The 20,022-nt window shown below is 73.0% G+C and carries 17 protein-coding genes; 12 read left to right on the forward strand and 5 right to left on the reverse strand.

Annotated features, from left to right (window positions below; all coding sequences use genetic code 11):
* Window positions 1-55: 55 nt before the first annotated feature.
* Window positions 56-826: a sulfite exporter TauE/SafE family protein gene (locus ABZY13_RS09990; protein WP_356628688.1), complete on the reverse strand. Its 771-nt coding sequence runs from the start codon at window positions 824-826 to the stop codon at window positions 56-58.
* A gap of 85 nt (window positions 827-911) precedes the next feature.
* Window positions 912-2,651, reverse strand: coding sequence for a VanW family protein (locus ABZY13_RS09995; protein WP_356628690.1), 1,740 nt, complete (start codon window positions 2,649-2,651; stop codon window positions 912-914).
* 445 nt (window positions 2,652-3,096) lie between these two features.
* On the opposite strand from ABZY13_RS09995, the gene asnB reads away from it, so the two are divergent.
* The 8 genes from asnB to ABZY13_RS10035 all read left to right on the forward strand — a co-directional run bounded on the left by asnB (window position 3,097) and on the right by ABZY13_RS10035 (window position 13,132).
* Entirely contained in the window at window positions 3,097-5,070 is a 1,974-nt protein-coding gene (asnB, locus tag ABZY13_RS10000) for an asparagine synthase (glutamine-hydrolyzing) (RefSeq protein ID WP_356628692.1), read from the forward strand.
* 1 nt (window position 5,071) lies between these two features.
* The gene (locus ABZY13_RS10005) at window positions 5,072-6,697 is read left to right on the forward strand and encodes an asparagine synthase C-terminal domain-containing protein (protein ID WP_356628694.1); all 1,626 of its coding nucleotides are present in this window, start codon (window positions 5,072-5,074) and stop codon (window positions 6,695-6,697) included.
* Window positions 6,694-7,740, forward strand: a complete 1,047-nt coding sequence (locus tag ABZY13_RS10010; RefSeq protein ID WP_356628696.1) for a hypothetical protein — start codon at window positions 6,694-6,696, stop codon at window positions 7,738-7,740. Before ABZY13_RS10005 ends, ABZY13_RS10010 begins: the two co-directional genes overlap by 4 nt.
* A complete protein-coding gene (locus ABZY13_RS10015; protein ID WP_356628698.1) occupies window positions 7,737-8,387 on the forward strand; it encodes a UDP binding domain-containing protein in 651 nt (216 codons plus the stop codon). The genes ABZY13_RS10010 and ABZY13_RS10015 overlap by 4 nt, the downstream gene beginning before the upstream one ends.
* Window positions 8,384-9,616, forward strand: a complete 1,233-nt coding sequence (locus ABZY13_RS10020; RefSeq protein WP_356628700.1) for an MFS transporter — start codon at window positions 8,384-8,386, stop codon at window positions 9,614-9,616. Before ABZY13_RS10015 ends, ABZY13_RS10020 begins: the two co-directional genes overlap by 4 nt.
* Complete coding sequence (locus ABZY13_RS10025) at window positions 9,613-10,185, forward strand: NUDIX hydrolase (protein WP_356628702.1); 573 nt, start codon at window positions 9,613-9,615, stop codon at window positions 10,183-10,185. Before ABZY13_RS10020 ends, ABZY13_RS10025 begins: the two co-directional genes overlap by 4 nt.
* Window positions 10,186-10,423: 238 nt before the next feature.
* Window positions 10,424-11,623 carry an MFS transporter gene (locus tag ABZY13_RS10030; protein WP_356628704.1) on the forward strand — a complete coding sequence of 400 codons (1,200 nt, stop codon included), beginning with the start codon at window positions 10,424-10,426 and terminating at the stop codon, window positions 11,621-11,623.
* A gap of 81 nt (window positions 11,624-11,704) precedes the next feature.
* Window positions 11,705-13,132 (forward strand): glycosyltransferase family 4 protein, encoded by a 1,428-nt coding sequence (locus tag ABZY13_RS10035; protein WP_356628706.1) that lies wholly within the window; start codon window positions 11,705-11,707, stop codon window positions 13,130-13,132.
* Between the two features lie 43 nt (window positions 13,133-13,175).
* Here the strand turns inward: ABZY13_RS10035 and ABZY13_RS10040 are convergent, their stop codons facing one another.
* Window positions 13,176-13,526: a DoxX family protein gene (locus ABZY13_RS10040; RefSeq protein ID WP_356628708.1), complete on the reverse strand. Its 351-nt coding sequence runs from the start codon at window positions 13,524-13,526 to the stop codon at window positions 13,176-13,178.
* A 147-nt stretch (window positions 13,527-13,673) separates the two neighbouring features.
* Between ABZY13_RS10040 and ABZY13_RS10045 the strand changes: the two genes are divergently transcribed.
* From ABZY13_RS10045 to ABZY13_RS10055, 3 genes are all read left to right on the forward strand, one after another.
* Window positions 13,674-14,585 carry a LysR family transcriptional regulator gene (locus tag ABZY13_RS10045; RefSeq protein ID WP_356628710.1) on the forward strand — a complete coding sequence of 304 codons (912 nt, stop codon included), beginning with the start codon at window positions 13,674-13,676 and terminating at the stop codon, window positions 14,583-14,585.
* A gap of 234 nt (window positions 14,586-14,819) precedes the next feature.
* A complete protein-coding gene (locus tag ABZY13_RS10050) occupies window positions 14,820-15,965 on the forward strand; it encodes a hypothetical protein (RefSeq protein WP_356628712.1) in 1,146 nt (381 codons plus the stop codon).
* A gap of 184 nt (window positions 15,966-16,149) precedes the next feature.
* A complete protein-coding gene (locus tag ABZY13_RS10055; RefSeq protein ID WP_356628714.1) occupies window positions 16,150-16,518 on the forward strand; it encodes a VOC family protein in 369 nt (122 codons plus the stop codon).
* Window positions 16,519-16,671: 153 nt separating this feature from the next.
* Here the strand turns inward: ABZY13_RS10055 and ABZY13_RS10060 are convergent, their stop codons facing one another.
* A complete protein-coding gene (locus ABZY13_RS10060; protein WP_356628716.1) occupies window positions 16,672-17,721 on the reverse strand; it encodes an LLM class flavin-dependent oxidoreductase in 1,050 nt (349 codons plus the stop codon).
* A gap of 434 nt (window positions 17,722-18,155) precedes the next feature.
* Between ABZY13_RS10060 and ABZY13_RS10065 the strand changes: the two genes are divergently transcribed.
* Complete coding sequence (locus ABZY13_RS10065) at window positions 18,156-19,034, forward strand: MBL fold metallo-hydrolase (protein ID WP_356628836.1); 879 nt, start codon at window positions 18,156-18,158, stop codon at window positions 19,032-19,034.
* 562 nt (window positions 19,035-19,596) lie between these two features.
* On the opposite strand, the gene ABZY13_RS10070 is transcribed toward ABZY13_RS10065, so the two are convergent.
* Window positions 19,597-19,995 (reverse strand): STAS domain-containing protein, encoded by a 399-nt coding sequence (locus ABZY13_RS10070; RefSeq protein ID WP_356628718.1) that lies wholly within the window; start codon window positions 19,993-19,995, stop codon window positions 19,597-19,599.
* Between the last annotated feature and the right edge of the window lie 27 nt (window positions 19,996-20,022).

Below are 20,022 nucleotides of genomic sequence, written 5' to 3' on the forward strand. Positions count from 1 at the left end.
GTCGACAGGGAGGGCGGCGGGCGCCGCCTCCCGTCCCCGGCGCTCCGCTCCCGTCTCAGCGCAGGAGCTGGATGATGGCGGAGATCCCGACGACGATGATGAAGGCGCGCAGCGCCGTGGGCGGCAGCCGGCGCCCGATCTTCGCGCCGAGCTGCCCGCCGATGGCCGAGCCCACGGCGATGAGGAGCACGGCCGTCCAGTCGAAGTCGGCGACGAAGAGGAAGAAGAGCGCCGCGATGCTGTTCACGATCGCCGCGAGGACGTTCTTGACGGCGTTCAGACGCTGCAGGGTGTCCTGGAGCAGCATGCCCATCAGGGAGAGGTAGATGATTCCCTGGGCCGCCGTGAAGTAGCCGCCGTACACGCTGGCGAGCAGCAGGCCGCCGAAGAGGACGGGGCCGCCGTGCGCCCGCTCGGCGGTTCCGGCGCGGGCGCGGCGTCGCTGGACGGCCGCCGAGATGCGCGGCTGGAGCACGACGAGGACCAGCGCGAGGGCCACGAGGACCGGGACGATCGTCTCGAAGGCCGTCTCCGGGAGCATGAGCAGCAGCACCGCTCCCGCCAGCCCGCCGATGGCCGAGGCGACGCCCAGCCGCAGGACCAGTGCGCGCTGCCCCCTCAGTTCCTTCCGGTAGCCGATGGCGCCGCTGACGGATCCGGGAATCAGGCCCAGTGCGTTGGACACGGTCGCCGTCACCGGCGGCAGTCCCGTGGCGAGCAGCACCGGGAAGGTGATCAGCGTTCCCGAGCCGACGATGGTGTTGATCGTGCCGGCCCCCATGCCGGCGACGAAGACCGCCAGCGACTCCCAGATGGTCAAGGCCATCTCCTTTGCGTTCGGCAGACGCCTCCCCGCCCTGGAGGTCGAGGGGCCTCACCGATCATGCACCAGGCGCCCCGGCGCCACGGGATCAGGGGTGGTCGGCCGGGGCCTGTTCGCAGGTGATCTCGTCGCGCGGGGTGTAGCGGGTGCGGAACGGTTCGCGCCGCACTTCCCGGCCGCCGTCGCGGAAGACCCGTTCCACGGTGACGTCGAAGCCCTCGAGCGGGGTCTGCGGCACGCACTTCTCGTCGGTGCTCACCCGCGTCTCGGGCTCCTGCACGTTGGTGCGCGGCCCCTTGACCGAGGCGACCTCGTCGTACTTCTTCGTACCGAGGAAGGTGACGGTCACCGAGGTGTCCGTGGACTCCGCCTGGATGTAGAGGGCCTTGCCGGAGTCGTTGGCGAACCGCAGATCGAGGCTTCCCCAGGCGACCGTGGCCTCGCGGCCCTCGGGATAGCGCTCGATGTAGAAGGAGTGGGCGCCGTACTCGACCGGTTTCACCCCGGCGAAGAACATCGCGTTGAACACCGTCGTGGCCACGGCGGAGACACCGCCGCCGGGCGCCTTGGTGTACTTGCCGCCGAGGATCATGATGCCCTCGACGAAGCCGTTGGCCTCGGTGCGCTCACCGACGGTCCGGTTGAAGCTCCAGGTCTCGTCCGGCATCACGAGGGAGCCGTTGATCAGCTCCACGGCCCGGCCGATGTTCGTCGTGCGGTACGGGGCCGGTTCGAAGTGGACGGTGAAGGAGGACATCTTCTCCGTCAGCCCCAGCCGGGCCGCGTTGTCACGGGTGATCTCCGGCTGGATCCGCCGTACGGGCACCTCGCCGGCGCGGGCGGCCCCCGACTTGGTGAGCAGGGGCAGGACGGCCTTGCCCAGGGCCTTGTCGGTGACCTCGATGCCGGGCTGCTCGTCGGCGGTCACGACGACCTTGTCGCCCTCCAGGCCGAGCCGGGCGTCGCGGGGGGTGGCGGGGAGGTCGTTCAGGGCGTCCGCCACCGCGGGGGCGGCGCGCAGGCCCTTGGCGTCGAGCCGCGGTGTGAGCCTGCCGGAGCCGTCCGGCCGCAGGGTCAGGTGCTCGCCGAGCGCGGCCGGGGTGAGCGTGAACCGTCTGCCGCCCGCGGTGAGCGTGACCGGCGCCGACATCGCGGGCCGCGCGAACTCGCGCACCGCCCGCCGCACCTCCTCCGCCGTGACCTTCGGTCCGGTCTCGCGGGCCGGCAGCACCGTGACCGACCCGGTCGCGCCGCGCAGGAAGGGGTCGCGCAGGGCGTCGGCGGCGGCGTCCACGTCCAGCGCGTATCCGGTGCGCGCGGCGGTCTGCACGATGCGGCCGTCGTCGAAGGAGACGGCGCCGTCGCGGGCCTTCTGGTCGAGCGTCCTCGCCAGCTTTCCGAGGGCGGCCCGGGCCCTGTCCTCGTCCATCCGTACGACCGGTTCGACGGCGCCGCCCGAACGGAACAGCCCGCCGATCACACTGACCGGATCGACGCCGGTGGACTCCGCCCGGTCGAGGGTTTCCGGGATGTCGAAGCCGAGCCCGGCCTGCCGGGGATCGATCACGCCCGTGCGGTCGCCGACCTGCACCGGCAGCTGCCGCGGGCCGGCCGCCACCAGGCGCTCCTCCAGCTTCCTGGCGGCTTCCGCACGGCTCAGGCCCCCGATGTCCACCCCGCGCACCGTCGTCCCCGCCTCGATCTCACCGCCGGTGACCAGCAGCCCGGCGAGATAGAGCCCGCCGATGCCGACGGTCAGCGCACCGCCCGCCAGGGCGACGGGCGGGAGGGAGGCTATCCGGGAGGCGGAGGGAATTCGGGGGCGCATGGATCTCCTGGGCGATCGGGGTGACGTGCACCCGATGCCGCGGGCTGTGAGCGAGAGCTGTCGCTCAAGCTAGGCACATCGGGTGCCAAAAGGGTATGTCCCAGGTCACGCCGGGCGCTGGGGATCAAGAGAAATCCGAGAACCTCACAGGCGTCCGCGACCGCCCGGTCGGTGTTTCGTCGTGCGGGTCGCGGTCACCGGTCTGCGGAGCGCGGCCGGGGAAGACGGAACGGGGGATATGTACGGCATCTGCGCCAAAGTGGCGCAAACCTGGCGTTGCGCTTCCGATCTCGCGGTGCCTAGCCTGCCGACGGAGCGATCCCCCGGATCACCACACCATCGGGCGTGGCACCTCCCCGACCCTTCCCTCCAGACCCTCCGATGCCCAGCACTTCCACGCGCTGATGCTGTGACAGTTGTGGACAGACGAAGGAGAGTTCTCAGGATGTGCGGCATAGCGGGAGCCCTTTCCCTCTTACCTCGATTACCTGGACCACCCGGCTCACCTGATTCGGCGGTGTCGGCCGGACCCTCCGAACTGTTTGCGCCGTCCGGGCTCCCCGGCCGGACCCGCCGCCCGCTGAGCGGCCATGTACTCGATCTGCTCAGGGGGCAGCAGCACCGCGGCCCGGACGAGACCCGCCTGAGGTCGTACGACGGGATCAGCGTGGGCGTCTGTCGCCTCAGCATCGTGGGCGGAGAGTCGGGCAGTCAGCCCGTGAGCGTCGACTGCCGGGGACCGCGCCGGATCGTCGCCTTCAACGGCGAGATCTACAACTACCGTGACGTCCGCGCAGACCTGCCCGGCCACCACCGCTTCACCGGTTCCTCGGACTCCGAGGTGCTGGCCCACGCCTTCGAGGAGTGGGGCATCACCTGTCTCGGCAGGTTCAACGGCATGTTCGCCATCTGCGCCCGGGACGACACGGCGACCTATCTGATCCGGGACCGCTTCGGCGTGAAGCCCCTGTACTACACCCGCGACGACGACCTGCTCCGCTTCTCCTCCGAGGCCCGCTGCCTGGCCTCCGTACCGGCGCGGCTCGTCCTCGAACCCACCTATCCGGACTTCGAGACCGGCGTCGGTTTCCAGACGCCCTTCGAGGGCGTCCTCGAAGTCCCGCCGGGCCACTATCTGCGGGTGGACCACCGTACCGGCGCCGTCGTCCTGCACCGCTACTACTGTCTGGAGGACTTCCCCGTCGAACCGATCGACGAGGCGGAGGCCGTGCACACCTTCAGGGAACTGGCCGAGGACGCCGTACGCGTCCGCACGCACACCGATCTCGGCTACGGCGTCTACGTCAGCGGCGGCCTCGACTCGTCCGTGATCGCCTGCCTCGCGCGGCCCGACGCGCTGTTCTCCGCCGTCGTCACCGACCGGACCTACACCGACGAGCGGCCCTATCTCAGGTCCCTGTGCGACCACTTGGGCATCGCCTGCCAGACGGTCACCCCGGACCCGACGGCCTTCGTCACCCAACTCGTGGACCTGGTCGCCACCCTTGACTTCCCGGTCACCACGCTGGCGGCGTTCTCCCAGTACCTGCTCAGCAAGGAGGCGTCGGCCCAGGGGCTGCGGATCATGCTGAGCGGGCTGGGACTCGACGAGTACCTCGGCGGGTACACGCGGCACGCCGCCTTCCTCGCCCGCGACCGGCCCTCCCTGCTCCGGGCCCAGTACCCCTCGTACGCCCCGCTCCTGGACCGGCTCGGGACGGCGGGGCCGTCGGAGAGTTCCGTCTACTACGCGTTGATCAACCGCTCCCCCCGCCCCGGCGCCGAGGGACTGGCGGTGGTGGACAAGCTGTTCTCCACGCAGAGGTCCCCGCTGAACCGCCTCGCCGCCACCGACATGGCCATCAGCCTCCCGCCCCTGCTGCGCGCCGACGACCGGCTCAACATGCGCTTCGGCGTGGAGAGCAGGGCGCCGTTCATGGACTACCGGCTGGTCGAGTTCGCGTACCGCCTGCCCGACGCGCTGAAGGTGCGGCGCACACCGGACGGGCGCGTCCTGACCAAGTACGTCATGCGGCGGGCGTTCGCCGACCTGCTGCCCGAGCGGATCGGCCGCCGCACGGACAAGGTCGGCTTCCCCTCCGCGGTCGCCGTCTGGCTGGCCGGCCCGCTCAGCCCCGTGGTGCGACGGGCCCGGGAGATCGTCGAGGACATGCCGCAGCCGCAGCCGGCGCCATGGTCCACGGCGGCCCGGCAGGCGTCGTCCCACGACGAGTTCTCGCGCACCTCCTGGCAAGTGGTCCAGTGGGCCGTGTGGAGCCTGCTGTTCCAGCACGGGCTCGACCCGGCCGAGGCCGGCGGCGAACTGACGGGAAACGGACGTGGCCGCAGCGCCGTCCGAGAACCGCCTCCGCCTCCCCGCTCCACCCACCTCCCGTCTCCGTCCGGCATCCGGAGCTGACATGACCGATTTCCTGCTCGCCCGCGGCCCCCGCGCCGTCGAGGCGAGCCAAGAGAAGGACCATCACGTCATCGAACTCGGCCCAGGCCGCGGAGCGTTGCTCCTCCACACGGGCGCCGGGCCGGCCGAGCACGCCGCCACGCCCGACGGCACCCGCATCGCCCTGCCGGTGACCTCCGCCAACCACCGCCTGGAGGTGGACGTGGAGCACGGGCCGCACGGCACGGTGACCGTGCGGCCCGATCCCGCCGGAGTACCGGCGGTCCACTACTGCCGGATCGGCGAGGACGTCCTCGTGGGCACCGACCTGGCGTGGCTCGCCCGGGCCCGCGCCCGGCTCACCGGGGCCGCGCCGTCACCCGACCCGGAGGCGCTCGCCCTGTACCTGGCCTTCCAGTACGTGCCCGCGCCCTGGACGATCTGGAGCGGCATCCGCCAACTGCGCGCCGGGGCACACCTGGAGATCGGCCCCCAGGGCCCGCCCGGGGAAGTGCCGGGCACCCCGCTGCCCGCCGCGGACGGCAGCCCGTCCGAGCCCGCCACCGACGACCCCCGGGTCCTCGCCGAGATCGGCGCCGTCTGCCTCGACCGCGTCGAGGCCGCCCTGCGCACGGGCCTGCGCGACGCCGGCTCGGTGGCCTGCCTGCTGAGCGGGGGCATGGACACCAGCACCAACGTGGCCGTCCTCGCACGGCGCCTCGGCATCCGGGCGACCGCGTACACGGCGTCCTTCGAGGACCCGGAGTTCGACGAGTCCCGCTACGCGGCCACGGTGGCCCGCCACTTCGGCCTGGACCACCACCTCCTGCGGATCCGGCCCGCGGACGCCGGCACCGTGGCCGGGATCGCCGCCCGCTTCGAGTCCCCGCACGGCGACCGGGCGATCTTCGCCCAGCACTTCCTGTACGACCGGGTGGCCGCCGACGGGCACGACGTCCTCGTCACCGGCGAGGGCGGGGACGAGATCATGGGCTTCCCCCGCACCCGGGACGGCGACGAGGAACTGGTCCTGCCCGCCGAACCCGCCGCGCTGGCCCGGACGTACCTGGGCAAGACGTGCCTCGCGCCCGCCCCCCTGCGCGCCGAGTTCTTCCGCGGCCTGGGCGTCGACCCGGATCTGCCGTACGGCGTGCTGGAGGAGTGCTATCGCGCGCAGGCCGCACGGGACCCCTTCGAGCGGGTGCACGTGGGCCAGTGGCGCACCTGGATGGTGCACGGCGTGTACGTCAAGGACACCCGGCTGGCCCGCGGAGCCGGACTGCGCGTCGTGCTGCCCTTCATGGACGGCGAGCTGATGCGGGAGATGGCGCGCGTCCCCGCCGGACGCAAACGCGGCGGACTCGCCGACAAGGCGTTCGTCAAGGCGGCGCTCGCGGGAGTCCTGCCGCAGGAGACCCTCGTCAAGAAGAAGCAGAAGTTCTGGCTGCCCTTCGCCGACTGGTTCCGCGGCCCCTGGCACGATCTGCTGCACGACGCGCTGCTCGGCGGCGACAGCTGGGCGGGGCGCACCCTGGACCGCGAGGTGACGCGCCGGCTCGTCGCCGAGCACGAACGCGGCGTGGACCACAGCCGACTGCTGTGGGCGCTGCTCTTCCTGGACCTGTGGGGCCGGGAGGCGCACCGGTGATCCGTGACAGCGACGCCCTGCTCGACGCCCTGCGCGCGGTCCACGCCGAGCTGCGCGCCGCCGTCCTCGCGGCCAGCGACAGCGCCCCGGTCGAGGAGCTGAGCGCGGTCGTGGCGGACGGCGAGGGGGACACCGTCTTCGCCCTCGACCGGATCGGCGAGGAACGACTGGCCCGTCTGTTCGCGCCGATCGCCGAGCGCTGGCCGCTGCGCCTGATCGCCGAGGGCGTCCCCGAACCCGGGATCGAACTCCCCGCGGGCGGCTCACGGCCGCCCGAGGTGGTGGTCGTCGTCGACCCCGTCGACGGCACCCGTGGGCTCATGTACCACAAGCGCAGCGCCTGGATCCTGACCGGAGTCGCCCCCGTCCGGGGCCGGACGCCCACCCTCGCCGACATCGAACTGGCCGTCCAGACGGAGATCCCCCTGCCCAAGCAGCACCTCGGCGACGTCCTGTGGGCGCGCCGCGGCCACGGCTGCCGGGCCGAGCGCTTCGACCGGCTCACCGGCCGGAGCGCACCCCTGCGGCTGCGGCCCTCGCGCGCCACCACCGTCGCCCAGGGCTTCGGCGGCCTGGCCCGCTTCGTCCCCGGCGGCCGGCAACGGCTCGCCGCCATCGACGACTTCGTGTACGAGCGACTCCTGGGCCTTCCCCGGCCGGGCAAGGCCCAGGCGTTCGAGGACCAGTACATCTCCAGCGGCGGCCAGTTGTACGAGCTGATGGCCGGACACGACCGCTGGGTGGCCGATCTCAGGCCGCTGGTCTCCGCCGGCCCCGGCGGACACGGCCTGTGCGCCCGCCCCTACGACCTGTGCACCGAGCTGATCGCCCGCGAGGCCGGAGTGATCGTCACCGACGCCGCCGGCGGCCCGCTGGACGCCCCCCTGGACACCGTGACCGACGTGGCCTGGGTGGCGTACGCGAACGCCGCCCTGCGGGCCCAGGTCGAACCCGTGCTGCGTCAGGCACTGTCCCACGACACCGGCGCCGGTCCCGGCATCGACCCCACCATCGGCGAAGTCAAGGAGTCGTACCCGTCATGACCGGCGGTGAAGAGATGCGCCTGACCGTCATCGGCACCGGCTACCTCGGCGCCACCCACGCCGCCTGCATGGCGGAGCTGGGCCGGTCCTTCCTCGACGCCGGCGCCGGCTTCGGCGGCGGCTGTCTGCCCAAGGACCTGCGGGCGCTGGCCGCCGTCGCCGACGAGAGCGGCAGCCACGGCTGCGCCGGTCTGCTGCGCCAGGTCGACGACATCAACCTGCGGTGCCGCACCCGGGTCGCCGACCGGGTGAAGCGCGCGGTCGGCGGCACGCTGGTCGGGATCCGGGTGGCCGTCCTGGGCGCCGCGTTCAAGCCCGGCTCCGACGACGTGCGCGACTCGCCGTCGCTGGCCATCGCCCAGCGCCTGTCCGACGACGGCGCCGACGTCGTCGTCTGCGACCCCGTCGCCGCCGACAACGCGCGGCGCGCCCGGCCGGACCTCACCCGTCCGTCCGGCCTCGCCGAGGCGGTCAAGGGCGCGGACGCCGTGGTCCTCGCCACGCCGTGGCCGCAGTTCCGGTCCCTGGCGCCGCGGTCGTTGGAAGGGCTTGTGGCCCGGCGCATACTGATCGACGCCCGCAACACGCTGGACCCCGCCGTCTGGCGGTCCGCGGGCTGGACGTTCCACGCGATGGGGAGGGTATGAAACCGGTCGCCCACGACTCGCCGGCCCGCGACGCGGCCCCGCACGAGCCACGCGTGCGCCGCGCGCGAGCGGGGCTCATCGCCGTCTTCTTCGTCAACGGGCTGGTCTACGCGAGCTGGATGCCGCAGATCCCCACGCTGCGCGCGGATCTGGGCCTGTCCGACGCGATGCTGGGCCTGGCCCTGCTCGGGCCGCCGGTGGGCTTCCTGGCCGGCACCAATCTCACCGGCCGCCTCGTCTCCCGGTTCGGCAGCTCGGCCGTCACCCGAGGCTGGGCTGCGCTGTATTGCCTGTGCCTGCTGCCGCCGGCCTTCGCGGCCGGCGCGGGAACGCTGTTCGCGCTGCTGATCCCGCTGGGTCTCTCCCAGGGCAGCCTCGTCGTCGCGTCCAACGCCCACGGGGCCGTGCTGCAACGCCGTTACGGGCGCCCCATCATGGCCATGTTCCACGCCTTCTACAGCATGGGCGGCATGGCGGGCGCCGGCCTGGGCGGGCTGGCGGCACACCGGGACGTGGACCCGCGGTGGCACTTCGCGGCCGTGAGCCTGGCGGGGACCCTGTGCGCGCTCGTCGCCACCCGCTTCCTGCTGCCCCGGCCGGCCGACGGCCACGGCGACCACGACGGCGCGCGGCACGGCGCGGCGGCGCCCCGCCGCCGGACCGGTGGACCCGTCCTGCTGCTGAGCGTGCTCGGCTTCTTCGTCCTCATGGCCGAGGGCGAGACCGCCAACTGGAGCGCCATCTACCTCAAGGACGTGACCGGCGCCGGGGACGGCCTGGCCGCGGCCGGGTACGTGGCCTTCGCGGCCATGATGACCGCCGGGCGACTGACCGGAGACCGCCTCGTGGCCCGCTTCGGGCCCGTGCGCGTGGTGCGGGTCTCCGCCGGTCTGGGCGCGGCCGGCATGGCCCTCGCCCTGCTCGCGGGCACCACGGCGGCGGGCATCGCGGGCTTCGCCGTGCTCGGCCTGGGGTTGTCCGGCCTGATCCCGATCCTCTTCAGCGCGGCCGCCAACGTGCCGGGCACCGACCCCGACCGGGCGCTCGCCCAGGTCGTCGCCCTCAGCTTCCTCGGCTTCCTGGCGGGACCGCCGCTGATGGGCGTCATCGCCGAAGTCGCCAGCCCCACCGTCGGCTTCGCTCTGCTGGCCGCGCTCATCGCGGCCGTCTCGCTCGCGGCCCGCGCGGCGGCGCCCGCCGCCCGGGGCGCGAAGGAGGACCGCGCATGACGGAGAACCGCGGGACGGCGCAGGAGACGCAGCGGCCCGAACCCCACCGGGTGCGGACGGTGTACGAGAGCCGATGGCTGCGCGTGCGCGAGGAGCACTACACCGTCGACGGCGAGCCGAAGACCTACGGCGTGGTGGACCGGGACCACAGCGTGGTGATCGTCCCGGTGTCCCCGGCCCGGCGCACCCTGCTGCTGCAGCAGTACCGGTTCCCGACCCGCGAGCTGTCCTGGGAACTGCCGATGGGCGGCATCGACGCCGGCGAGACCCCCGACCGGGCCGCCGGGCGGGAACTGCTGGAGGAGACCGGCATGACCGCCTCGCGCCTCGAACCGTGCGGCGCGTACCGGGCGGTGCCGGGCCTCAGCCCGCAGCGGGTGCACGTGTTCCTCGCGCACGTGAGCGACGAACAGCTCACGGCGGCCGAGGACCATCGTCCCGCCGACGACATCCGCGCCCGCCGCGTGGCCGACCTGGACCGCCTTCTCCTGCTGCGCGGCCCGTTCCCCGTCACCGACGGCTTCACGCTCGCGTCCCTGTCCCTGCTCCGCGCGCATCTGAGCCGGTGACCGGGGCACCCACGCCTGCGTGCCGGTCGTCGCCCCGTCGGCAGCAGACCGCGTCGTCATCAGGGGGGACATCCCGGAGCCACCGCAATATTCCGGTCATAGTGCCGAAGTCGCTTCCGGCCCTCGTTCGTACCGTGCTCAACTGGACGCGAGCCCAAGGCCGTCCGACCGTGCCGACCCCGGGCTCGCGCGACGCATCGCGCCTCTTCCGGCATCCGGAGGGAGTTCCCCTGTGCGTGTGACGAGGATCGCAGTCGCTGTGATCTTCATCGTCAACGGATTCGTCTACGGCTCCTGGGTGGGCCGCCTGCCCGCCCTCGCGGACCAGGTCGGCGCCGGAACCGGCCTCCTCGGGCTCGCACTGGTCGGCGTCACGATCGGCCTGACCACGGGAGCGCAGCTCTCCGGCCGCTTCTGCGCCCGATGGGGAGCACGCCGCGTCACGCTGCTCTCCGCCGCGCTGGTCTGCTGTCTGCTGCCCCTGCTGTCCCTGACACGAAACGCGGCCGAACTGGCGGCGAGCCTGTTCCTCATCGGATTCGTGGTAGGGCACCTCGACGTCTCCCAGAACGTCCTGGCCGTGCACGTCGTGGAGATGCTGCGGCGCCCGGTCATGCCGTCCTTCCACGCGGCGTTCAGCATCGGCGGCCTGCTGGGCTCGGGCAGCGCCGCCGTGGCGGCCGGACTGGACCGGGGGCCGGGCCCGCACTTCGTCCTGGTGTCCCTCCTCGGGCTCGGGGCGATCGCCGCGGTGGCCCGCCCCCTGCCCGACTCCCTGAAGACGGCCGACCCGCAGGCGCCCGACGCGTCCGCCCCCAAGCGGTCCCCGGCCCGCGACCGCGCCCTGTGGCTGCTGGCGGCGATCGCCTTCTGCTCGGCGGTCGGAGAGGGCGCCGCGGCGAACTGGACGGCGATCTTCCTGGTCACCGAGCACCGGCTGGCCGAGTCCACGGCCGCGATCGGCTACTCCGCGTTCTCCATCGCCATGGCGGTGGCCCGCCTGGCCGGCGACCGGATCGAACGCCGGGCCGGCGCGCACACCCTGCTGGCCGCGAGCGGCCTGCTGGCGGGCTCCGGGTACCTGATCGCCGCCGCGGCCCCCCGGGCCGGTCTCAGTTTCGCGGGCTTCGTCCTCGCCGGTCTCGGCCTCGCCCTGGTCTTCCCGATCGCCCTCGGACAGGCCGGGGCGCTGGGCCGCGCCGCGCACGGCTCCGGCGGTGAGCGGGAGATCGCCTTCGTCTCGGGAATCGCGTACGTCGGCTTCGTCGTGGGACCGCCGGCCGTGGGCGCACTGGCCGAACGGACCTCGCTCGCCGTCGCGCTGGCGGTGGTGGCCGCGGCGGTCATGCAGATGACGCCGACCGCGCGGCTGTTCCACAGACTCACGCGGCAGCGGTCCGCCCACGCCGAAACGCCGACCGACACCGCCGCCCGCTGACGCTTCACGGCTCCGGCCCGATCACGGGCGGCACACGCACGCCCATCGACGAAGACATGGAGACGTACCCCTATGTGCCCCTTGTCGACAAGCCCGCGCCCGTCCGGGAGGGAGCCGTCCCCCACCGGCCGCCTCTCGGTGGGCGTCGTGCACCTCGCCTTCGAGGGAATACAGGTCTTCTACGGCGGAATCGGCACGGTGATCCGCGGCCAGATCTCCACCCTCCCGGCCGTGGCATCCGCCCTCGCCGACCACGGCGTCGACCTCGTGCCGCACTTCGTGGAACTGGCGTACGGGCCCGATCATCCCCGCTACGACCCGGTGGCGGCGGCCGAGTGGTCCGGCCGCATCACGGCGGCCGGCGGAACCTTCCACCGCGTGCCCAACTACACCACGGGCCGCGAGGCGCGCGGCTCCTGGGGCGTGCCTCCCCTCGGCGACTACCACAACTGGCAGGTGTCCTCGGCCGCCGCCGCGGGAGTGCTCCTCGACCTGGCGGCGCGCCACGACGTCACCGTGGCCTTCTGCCACGAAACCCCCTTCGTCCTCACCCCCGTCTACTCCCTCCTGCAGGCCGAGGCCGCCGGTGTAAACCTGACCGCGGTGTACGTGGCGCATTCCAGCGCGCTGCTGCACGAACTGCCGCTGCCCAACCCGGAGCGCCTGATGGCCGAGTCGCTCGCCGTCCACTGGCCGAAGGTGTGCGGCAGAGCACGCGTCGGGGTGATCAGCGACTACATGGGCGCCCATCTCAGGGCCGAGTACGGCGCCCGCGACGACACCCTGACCCCGGTCGGCAACGGCGTCGACCCGGCCGACCCCTGGTACGGACGCCGCCCCGAGGGTCGGCTGCGCGAGGTCCTCGCGCGGCACGGCGTCCCCCTCGACCGCGATCTCGTCGTCACCTTCGGCCGGGCGGTTCCGTACAAGCGGCACGATCTGCTGCTGCGGGCGGCGGCGCTGCTCGACGGGCGGGTGCACGCGGTGGCCATGAGCCACCCGGACAACTCCGCGCTGACCGCCCTCGCGGAACGCACCGGCGTGCCCTGCACCCTCCCCGTCTCCCACGACCGGGAACTGATGGCCTCCCTGCTGCAGTGGCCGCGCACGCGGGCCTGTGTGCTCTCGGCCGAGAACGAACCGTGCGGCATCATCCCGATGGAGGCCCGGCTGCTGGCCCGGGACGCCGGAGCACTGCTCGTCGTCTCGGACTCCGGAGGCTTCGTCGAACAGGTCTGCGACGGCGTCGACGCGTTCGTGCACCGCTCCGGCGACGCGGAGCATCTCGCGGACGTTCTGCGGGCCGTCCTCGCCCTGCCCGCGAAGGACGCGGCCGAGATCCGCCGCCGGGGCACGGAGCGCGTGCTGGAGAACCACCTGTGGCCCGCGCAGATCGTTCGCTCGCTGGCAGCGGTCGTGCCCCGGATCGCGACGGTGGCCGACACCCTGGTGGACGGGCTCACCGCACGGGCGCGGACCCGGCTGTCGGCGCGGTCCACGACCGTCTAGCCCCGTCACCGCGAGCCGACCTCGGCTGCGCCGCCTTGCGGACCTACCGTGCGACGGCGAGGACGAGCGACGCGACGGCCAGCCCCAGGTAGGCGCCGGGGAACGCGATGTTGTGGTGGACGCGAGCCCGGGCGTGCACGGCGACCGCGCCGACGAAGAACAGGACGAGACCGGCCGCGGCGGCGACGCCGACGACCGTGGCGCCCATCAGCCCCAGCGCGAGCCCGACGGCTCCCGCGGCCTTGAGGGCGGCGAGCCACGGCAGCCAGGACTGCGGCAGCCCCACCTCCGCGGAGTTGGCGAGGACGAACTCGGCCCGCGCGAGATCCGCGAGGGCGATCCCGGCATTGGCCAGCATCGTGACGGCGGTGACGGCGACGTAGACGGCGTACACGGAAGGGGACTCGCTTTCGGTGGAGTGCTCGGTGCCGGGCGATCGGCGAGGAGGGTGAGCGAGGGCGGGGCCCGCCTCCCGCTCACCGTGGCAAGCCTTCCGGGCCCCTCTGGCGGCGTCCAATACCTGCGGCCATAACCTGACGGCATGGACGTGGACACGCGCCTCCTGCGCTACTTCGTCGCCGTGGCCGAGGAAGGAACCCTCACCCGTGCCGCGGAGCGGCTGTACGTGTCCCAGCCGGCGCTGACCAAACAGATCAAGCAGTTGGAAACCCGGTTGGGAGTACGCCTGTTCACGCGCTCGCGCACCGGCATGGCGCTCACCGAGGCGGGCCGGGCCCTGCGGGAGCGGACCCCCGCCCTGCTGGCCGACTGGGACCTGGCACTGCGCGAGACCCGGCGCGCGGACGGGCGCGCGGCCCGTGTGCTGCGGGTCGGCTTCCTGGCCAGCGCCGCCAACGAGGCGACGGTGCGCATCGTCGAGGACTTCACCCGGCGCCGGCCCGACTGGCGGGTGGAGATGCGGCAAGGACCCTGGTCGGATCCGAGTGCCGGGCTCGCCGAGGGGGTCGTCGACGTGGCCCTGCTGCGGCTGCCCTTCCCCGGCCAGGACACGCTGCGCACGGTGACCCTGTTCACCGAGCCCCGCTGGGTCGCCCTCCCCGCCGGACACCGCCTGGCCGCGGCAGAGGTGATCCCCTTCCGGGACCTGTGGGACGAGCCGTTCGTGGCCGCCCCGCCGGAGTCGGGCCGGTGGCGCGACCACTGGCTGGCCGCCGACGAACGCGAGGGCCGCCCGGTGCGCGTCGGCGCCGTCGCCGACCGGCCGGACGACTGGCTCAGCGCCGTCGCCAACGGCTACGGCGTGGCCCTGGCCCCCGCGTCCGCCGCCCGCTTCCACGCCCGCCCCGGCATCGTCTACCGCCCCGTCAGCGGCGTCAGCCCCAGCCGGGCCGGCGTCGCATGGGCCCCCTCCGACGACGCCAGTCCCGTGGTCCAGGACTTCGTCCGCTGCTGCGTGGACAACGCACCGCAGGTGGAGCAAGAGGCCACGTGATCCGCCGGGCGGATGCCGCTGTCCCTCCGTGCGTGGCTCTGCGTCGAGCTTCACGGCATCGCACATCGGGGCCTCGCACCCACACCATTTCGAGCAGGACCGAAAAGGTTGCCCGGTCGGGACCACGACAGCGAGCATCAGGGGTGAACGGCGGGCCCGGGACGGACCACACCGCGCAGACCACGCGGACCGCGGGCCGCGCACATCCAGCACACCGACACCGGGGAGAGACCCATGCCCGTGCCCGTGCGCAGCAGGCTCGCCCACGTCATGGGGTGGCTGATCCTGCTGGCCACCCTCGTCGGCGCAGCCGCGGCCGACGTGCACGCCGACGACTCGCGGTCCGCGACCGTGCAGGCGCCGCCCGGAGTGACGGCGGGAGTCGCCGTCTACGACCGCCGGACGAACACCTTCACCGAACAGCACAACGCGCACCTGCAGTTCAGGTCCGCCTCCGTGGTCAAAGTGCTCATCGCGCTCGACCACCTGTGGAACAGGGGCCCGCAGTACACCCTCACGGCAACCGACCGGGCACGGTTCGACGCGATGCTGCGCAGCAGTGACGACGCCGCGGCCGGCCACTACTGGTCGGCGAACGGCGGCTCGGCGATCGTCCACCGGATGATCGCGCGTCTGGGACTCGTGGACACCGCGGGACCGCCCGCCGGCCACCCCGACGTCTGGGGCTACACCGCGCTGTCGGCGGCCGACACCGTGCGGATCTACCGCTGGATCCTCGACAGCGCTCCGGCCCCCGTCCGTGACCTCGTCATGGGGAACCTGCGGCGGTCCACACGGTGCGGCACGGACGGCTTCGACCAACGTTTCGGGATTCCGGCGACGTTCGAGGCGCCGTGGGCCGTGAAGCAGGGCTGGGCCGGTTTCGGGACCGCCGGAGACTGCACCGACACGTCCGCGACCGTGGCGGGGACGACGAAGAACGCGGCCCGGTCGGCCGACGTGGACCTCACGCAGAGGGCGCTGCACACCACCGGCACCGTCGGCGCCGACGACCGCTCGATCGTCGCCGTCTACACCCTGCAACCGCAGACCACGACGTTCGGCGCAGCGTACACGAACGTGAACCGGCTGGTGCGTTCCCTCGATGTCACCGCAGGCGTCGAGCGGACGGGGACCTGGTTCGGCACCTGGGGTTCGGAGGTCCGTGTCCGCGCCGACGCGACGACCGGCTCCACCACGCTCACCCGGCTCCCCGCGGGGGTGGAGGTGCTGGTCGGCTGCCAGAAGCAGGGCCAGCGGGTCGAGGTGCCGCCCTACTCCAACGACTGGTGGGCCTATCTGCCCCTGTACGGCGGCTACGTCACCAACATCTACATGAGCTCACCGGACAACGAGCTCCCCGGCGTTCCCGTCTGCTGACGCCAGGGCCGGGGGCGTCGAGGTCAGGAGTCGGCAACGGTCATGTGACTCGTCGAACCGCCCTCCTCGGTGGGACCGCCCGTGGCGATCGATGTGCCGAACTCCACGGATCGGGTCAGCCACGATGAGTTCACCGTCCTCGAACGGTCTACCCGCTGACACGACCGTTCTCGACAGGAGTGCCATGTCCACCATCCAGCCCGTGATCCTGACCGCCGACCAGGACGTCCTGGTCGGCTTCTACACGGAACTGTTCGGCGCCGAGGAGATCTTCCGGGTACCGGCGCAGGGCCCGGCCTTCTACCTCGGCCTGCGCATCGGCGACACCGACCTCGGGCTGGTGGCCAAGGAGGACGCGGCGGCCGGGGCGGCGCCGCGGATCCTGCTCAGCATCGGCGTCGACGACGTCGACGCGACGCTCGGCCGGGTGGAGGCCCTGGGCGGCTCGGTCAGCGGCGGCCCCAACGACATGCCGTGGGGACAGCGAGTCGCCCACATCAAGGACCCCGACGGCAACCCGGTCAACCTCACCCAGCCCATTCCGGCCCGGTGAGGCTGCTGCGGGGGCGTGTGCCGATCGCGGGCTGCCTGCGGTAGGGAAGGGGATGCCGTCGAGCGGGACGGCGTCCCCGCCACGCGAGGAAGAGGCGTGCCGGGACGTCGGCCCGACCGGACGGAGTGGCTTCCTGCCCGTCGAACACCCGGATCAGGCGAACGCCGGCATGATCCGCTCGCTGATCAGCCGCAACTGGGTGTCGACGTCGGCGGCTTCCGCGAGGTCGCGGCCGGTGAACGCCTTGACCAGGGCGCGATCGGTGACCGCGCAGATCATGTGGTTCACGCCGCTGGGCGCGATGTCCTGCTGGATCTTCTCCAGGCACTCCTCGGGCGTGCCCGAGACCGACAGCCGCTCGGCGACCTCCGGGGAGGTCAGTTCGATGCCCCGGGCCAGATCTCCCGCGCCGATCGCGTCGATGACCGGCTTCAGCTCGGCCGGGTCCACGCCGTTGCGGCGCAGCTGCTCCTCCGGCATGGACGACGCGTAGATGCCGACCATGCTGCGCGCCGCCTCCTTGGCCACCGCGGAGTCCGGGCCGGTCGCGAAGACCACCCACGCGCCGATGTCCAGCGTCCGCCAGTCCTTGCCCGCGCGTTCCGCGCCCACCCGGATGTGCCGTACGGCGTAGTCGTACGCCTCACGGGTGTAGCTCAGGGCATGGTGGCAGCCGTCCGACAACTCACCCGCCGCCTCGAAGGACTTGGGGCCGCGCATCGCGCCCAGCTTGAGCGGCAGACGCTCCTGCACCGGGCGGGCGAACGTGAACAGGCCGTCGTAGGAGAAGAACTCACCGTCGTGCGTGATGGCCCCCTCGTCGAGGAAGGTGCGCATCACGTGCAGCGCCTCCTTGACGCGGGACAAGGGCTTGGTACGAGCCCAGTCGATGCGGTACTGGGCGAGCAGACCGAAGTTGCCGCTGGACAGGACGCCTTCCGCGCGTCCGCCGGTCAGCTCGTCCAGCGTGGCGAGGGCCTGCGCGATCAGCGTCGGTTCGCGCAGCGTCACGGGGGAGACGCTCGGACCGAGCCGGATCCGGCTGGTCTGTCCGGCCGCCGCGGCGAACAGCAGCCACAGGTCCTTGTGCCAGGTCTCGTCCGCGGCGTAGCAGGCGTGGAAGCCGAGTTCGTCGGCGAGCCGGATGGACTCCAGGGACTCGGCGAGCGGGTAGTCGGGGAGCATGGCATAACTGAACTTCACGGGCACCGCCTTCTGTGGAGGAACAGGATGTCGAGCGCCGTGATCGGGCAACCTCGATCATGTGAGGCCCGGACCTCACTGTCCAGCCGTTTCGCGCCGTATCGGGGGCGCACGCGGAAGCACCCCGTCGCCTTCGCGCGCGACGTGCACGCCCCCTGCTCCAGACGTCGCACGGAGGGCCGCCAGGGCGGTCGCCCACCCGCCCGGCACCCCCCTGGCGGAAGAGGCGACCGTGCCGCGGCGGCTCGAAGGGCGGCTCGAAGGGCGGCACGGGGGCGGACTCGCCCTCGCCCCGTGGCACCGGTGACCGGGCAGGTGAGGAGGCCCGCGAGAGCCCGGCCCACGGGTGAGCGGCCGGCCGAGGGGTACTCCGCAGAGGACCGGGGCCACCGGGTCCGAACGAGGTCATGACCGCTTCGGAGGGGATCACGTCCATGGATCCGTCCCTCGACGACTCCCTGCACATCCACTTCATCGGCAACGCCACCCTGCTGCTGCGGTACCGTGAACTGACTCTGCTCACCGACCCGAACTTCCTCCACCGCGGGCAGTACGCCCACCTCGGCTACGGACTGGTCAGCCGGCGTCTCACCGAGCCCGCCCTCGACCCGCGCGACCTGCCTTCACTCGACGCCGTGCTCCTGTCCCACCTGCACGGCGACCACTGGGACCGGCGTGCCAGGCGCCATCTGCCCCGCTCGTTGCCCGTTCTCACCACCCCGCACGCCTCCCGGCGGCTGCAGGGCGTGCACGGGTTCCACCGGGCCGTGGGGTTGCGCACCTGGCAGGAGGAGACCGTCCGGCGCACGGGCACACAGGTCCGGGTCACCGCACTGCCGGGTCGCCACGCCGGCCACCCGGCCCTCCGGCGGCTCCTGCCACCGGTGATGGGCAGCCTGCTGGAGTTCGGCCCGGTCGACGGACCCCCGCGGCACCGCCTCTACATCTCCGGAGACACCCTGCTCTTCGACGGCCTGGAGGAGATCGCCCGCCGCTGCCCCGTGCCGGACCTGGCCGTGCTGCACCTGGGCGGCACGAGGTTGCCCGGCGGCTTCGTCGTGACCATGGACGGGCGCCAGGGGGCGGACCTCGCCCGCCGTCTGGACCCGCGGCTGATCCTGCCGGTGCACTACGGCGACTACACCGTCTTCCGCTCGCCGCTCGACGACTTCCTCGCCGAGGCCGACCGGGCCGGACTCGCCGACCGGATCGTGCACTGCCGCCACGGTCAGCGGGCGGTGGTCCCGCCAGGGGGCGGCCCGCCCGTCGTGACGGGAGGCGCAGACCGTCCCGTCGGACAGGGCGAGGGATGACCCGGAACACCATGGTGCGGGTGGGACGAGCGGCTCGTCGACGTCCGTGGCGCGGCCTCCGCCGTGGGCGTCACCGTCGAAGCCCTTCCGGTCGTGATGGTGACCATCAGTACGGGGACCCCCGAGACCGCGCCCGTGAAGCGGCCCGGCGCGGTCTCGGCCGACCGGACGGCACGGCATGCGTCGCGTCGGCCGTCGAGTGACGGCGCTCCGGCGAGCGGTCAGGACACGGCGGCGATGACGGCGTGGGCCGTCGCCCGCTCGTCTGCCGCATGGGGGCGGAAGGGTGCGGCGGCGCTCGTGAGGAGCGGCCCCGTCCACCGGGTGCCCCGCGATGTGCGGACGTGGTGGCCGGCCGCAGGCTCCCCGTCGTCCAGGGGAGACGTCCCCAGGCTGCGCACCGCGACGGGGCCGACGCGGTCGTGCACGACGTGAAGGGGGGACGTGCGGAGCCGGCGCGCCGGTCCAGTACCCAGCCGGCCGTCAGTCCCTCCCGCGCAATTCACACGGCGTTACCGGGACCCGCCGCGCACGGCGGGACTGCGGATCGCCGGGCGTCGCCTCAACCCGACGCCGCGGGTTCGCCGCCGGGGCCGTCCGGCGCGTCCTCGGCGGCCCGGACGGCCAGAGCGTCGGCCACCGTGGCATGGACGGGCAGCAACTCGGAGACGCCGGTCATGGTCACCATGCGCGCCAGCCGGTCCGGGACACCGGCGAGACGGATCGAACCGCCCGCCGCCTGCGTCGCGTGCAGCAGGGCGATGAGCGTGCTCAGACCGGACGAGTCGACGAAGTCCACTCCCGCCAGATCCAGGACGAGGTGCGGGGCGTCCCGTCCCACGGCGTTCGTGGCGTACGCGCGCAGGGAGCGCGCCGTGTGCAGGTCCACGTCACCGATGACGCCGACGACCGCGGTGCGGTCCTCGTGGTACCGGACGGACAGCCCGAGCAGACCGGTCACGCGCTCACCCTTCCCCGTGCGGTTGTC

Source organism: Streptomyces sp. NPDC006610 (assembly GCF_040611575.1).
Lineage (GTDB): Bacteria > Actinomycetota > Actinomycetes > Streptomycetales > Streptomycetaceae > Streptomyces.